The sequence below is a fragment of the Syntrophomonas sp. genome (assembly GCF_028707975.1).
Lineage (GTDB): Bacteria > Bacillota > Syntrophomonadia > Syntrophomonadales > Syntrophomonadaceae > Syntrophomonas.
In genome coordinates this window covers 1-3,099 of record NZ_JAQVZX010000159.1, presented here as the reverse complement: position 1 = coordinate 3,099, position 3,099 = coordinate 1, and the positions used below count along the sequence as shown (strand labels likewise).

Sequence of the window (3,099 nt, the reverse complement as noted above, 5' to 3'; positions counted from 1 at the left end):
GGTATGTAGGGAACGACCCCCGTGTCGTTCCGAATCAGACGCAACAACCTTAATAGCGACTGCAAGGCATTGTAAGGGCGGTCTTCGACCGCCCGCTTTTACCTTCGCCAACGCTCGCTTTGTATATTTATGCAACCCTTATGCAATAAAAAGGGGTTTTTGCAGGGGAATCCGGTTTGAATTAAAGTGCTTTAGCATGCTATACTTTTCCTGACAGGGAGGTAGCTTTATGTCTTTTGATGGTATTACTATCCGAGCGCTGTGCCAGGAATTGAATCCCCTATTGACCGGGGCCAGAATAGATAAGATATTTCAGCCTGAGAAGGATGAGCTGGCATTTTCTGTAAGAACTATGAGAAGCGGGACACTGCGCTTATTGCTTTCCGCCAACACACGTTGGGCCAGGTTGCATATTAATAGCATAAAAAAACTTAACCCCTCTAACCCCCCAGCATTTTGCATGCTTCTGCGCAAATATTTGGAAGGCGGAAAAGTCCAGGAAATTAAACAAATAGATTTTGAACGGATTATTCACATCGATATTGAAGCCCTGGATGATTTTCGCGAGTGGAAAATAAAGCGTTTGATTTGTGAGTTTATGGGCAGGCATTCTAATATTATCCTAGTAAACCCGGAAAACAATATAATTATTGATGCCATAAAAAGGTATGGCCATGAGCGGAGTTCCTACCGCGAGGTTTTACCCGGCAGAGAATATATAAACCCACCCCAGCAAGGAAAGTTAAACCCTCTCCTGGCAAGCTACGAAGAATTCGTCCAGTTCATGTGGAAACAGGAAAGCAATAAAAATTTGGCCGCTTCTTTTTTCAATGTTTTTTCGGGAATAAGTCCTTTTTCATCCCGTGAGCTCTGTTTGGCTGCCGGTCTTGAACCCTTGTTAGCGGTGGAGCAGTGCGGTGAACTTGAACTCTCCAAGCTTTTTAATTACACCCAGAAAATGCTGCAAGGAATCGACCAAGGTACTATGCATCCTGTGGCAGTCTATAGTCATCTGCAACCGCTTGAGTTTGCTCCCTATCCCATTTCTTCTTTTAATGATTCTGACCACAAATATATTAACTTCTCTAGCATTAATGAAGCTTGCGATCGTTTCTATAATGACAGCTTAAAAATGCTTCGCTTGGAATCGATGAAAGTCAACCTGCTCAGAAATATTAAGACCCGTTTGGACAAAGCCTACAAGAAGCGGTTTTTCCAAGAAGGAGACCTGGCCAAGGCTCATGAGAACCTGAAATATAAAGATTGGGGTGAAATGCTCACCGCTTATGCATTTAAGTTTCAAAAAGGTGATAAAACTGCTTTAATCAAAGATTTTTATCAAGGAGATGAAGTGGAAATTCCACTGGATCCCCGTTACACTCCTATTCAAAATGCGCAAAAATACTTCAAAACCTATAACAAAAGCCGTAATGCCATAAAGCACCTGGGCAAGCTTCTGACTTCCAACCAGGAGGAAATTGATTACCTGGAGTCAGTAATAGTCTTGATAGTCCAGGCCGAAACCCCTGAAGTAGTAGAGGAAATAAGAGAAGAACTGGAAAAGCAGGGCTATGTCAAGGAGCATGCTCAGCGTGCGCGTAAAGAGCTGCTTAAGAGCCAACCCCGACGCTTCCTATCCTCCGATGGTTTGGAAATACTCGTAGGCAGGAACAACCATCAAAACGACCTTTTAAGCCTGAAGCAGGCAGCACGCCAGGATCTCTGGCTTCACAGCAGCAAAATTCCTGGTACTCATGTAATAATCAAATTGCCCCAAACAACGACCTCCATCAATGATGTGCCCGATCTTAGCCTGGGGGAAGCTGCTGGCCTGGCCGCCTACTTCAGCAAAGCCAACCAGGCAGATAAAGTACCGGTAGACTATACTTTCCGCGCCAATGTACGCAAACCTTCGGGTGCCAAACCCGGTATGGTAATTTACGATAATTATTGGACGATAATGGCCAATCCTTGCTCCGACAATCTTAAGCGTTTCTTAGCAGAAAGCGAAATCCAGCTCTTGCCAGGAACTAAATAGTCCGTTTATTATGGCGAGAGAATTTCCACTGAACCATCCGGATTTTTTTGATATTCGCTTCCTTCCTCCAGGATATATATCTTTTGGTTCTTAGTATCTATAGCCAGATTCCGATTCACCAGAGTACTAACTTCATTGTTGGTAATCAAGGTGCGAATTTGCACACCATTATCATATAGTTGTATATGCAGTTTTCCACTTTCGCGGGGAATAGTTTCCTGCTGTGAATGCTTATAGGGTTTCAAAAATATATACTGGTATCCACCCTCGGCAAACTGCATCTCCTGTCCATTTAAGAAAATGCGCAATACCAGCCTCTCCTTCCTCAAGCACGACTGCCCGGCTTTATCACTGGCAGTTTTCCTTCACGGCAAATCGGGCAGTCCGCAGCTTCAAAGGATTTAATATCTATGGTCAGCACCGCTTCTTGTTTAACCTTAAAGTCAACCTCGCCATTGCTGCGGTCAACCAGAACAGCCACTCCCGCCAAAACTGCCCCGGCCTTCTGCACTAGCTCAATTACTTCCCAAACCGAACCACCAGTGGTTATTACATCTTCAACGACCAGAACTCTCTGACCTGGACGCAGTTCAAAACCCCGCCGCAATACCATGGATCCTTCCTGTCTTTCCGTAAATATGGCCGGAATTCCCAATTGCCTTGCCACTTCATAGGCCACAATTATGCCACCCATAGCTGGGCCTACCACTATTTCGATATTATCTGCAGCAAACTTTTCCGCAATGTGTGCCGCCAATTGCTCGGTATACCGGGGATATTGCAGAACCTGGGCACATTGCATATACTGGTTGCTGTGCCGCCCCGAGGTAAGCCGAAAATGACCCTCCATAAGGGCTCCAGAATCAATAAAAATCCTGGTTGCTTCTTCCTTGCTCAACATTTTTCTACTCCTCCAATTCAGCAATAATCTTTAAAGCCGCTTCCACCGGGTTTTTTGCCTGAGTGATAGGTCGTCCGATGACCATAAAATCAGCTCCCATCTCCAGGGCCTGTCGCGGTGTGGTAATCCGTTTCTGGTCATTTGTCTCCGACCAGGCGGG

4 protein-coding genes are annotated in these 3,099 nt (G+C 45.2%); 1 reads left to right on the top strand and 3 read right to left on the bottom strand.

Annotated features, from left to right (window positions below; translation table 11 throughout):
- The first annotated feature begins 229 nt into the window (after positions 1-229).
- Positions 230-2,038, top strand: coding sequence for an NFACT RNA binding domain-containing protein (locus PHP87_RS11625; protein WP_299921554.1), 1,809 nt, complete (start codon positions 230-232; stop codon positions 2,036-2,038).
- 8 nt (positions 2,039-2,046) lie between these two features.
- Here the strand turns inward: PHP87_RS11625 and PHP87_RS11620 are convergent, their stop codons facing one another.
- The 3 genes from PHP87_RS11620 to PHP87_RS11610 form a co-directional block, all read right to left on the bottom strand.
- Entirely contained in the window at positions 2,047-2,346 is a 300-nt protein-coding gene (locus PHP87_RS11620; protein ID WP_299921552.1) for a hypothetical protein, read from the bottom strand.
- 17 nt (positions 2,347-2,363) lie between these two features.
- Positions 2,364-2,939: an orotate phosphoribosyltransferase gene (pyrE, locus tag PHP87_RS11615; protein ID WP_299921550.1), complete on the bottom strand. Its 576-nt coding sequence runs from the start codon at positions 2,937-2,939 to the stop codon at positions 2,364-2,366.
- 4 nt (positions 2,940-2,943) lie between these two features.
- A partial coding sequence (locus PHP87_RS11610; protein WP_299921556.1) for an orotidine 5'-phosphate decarboxylase / HUMPS family protein occupies positions 2,944-3,099 on the bottom strand: 156 nt, incomplete at its 5' end.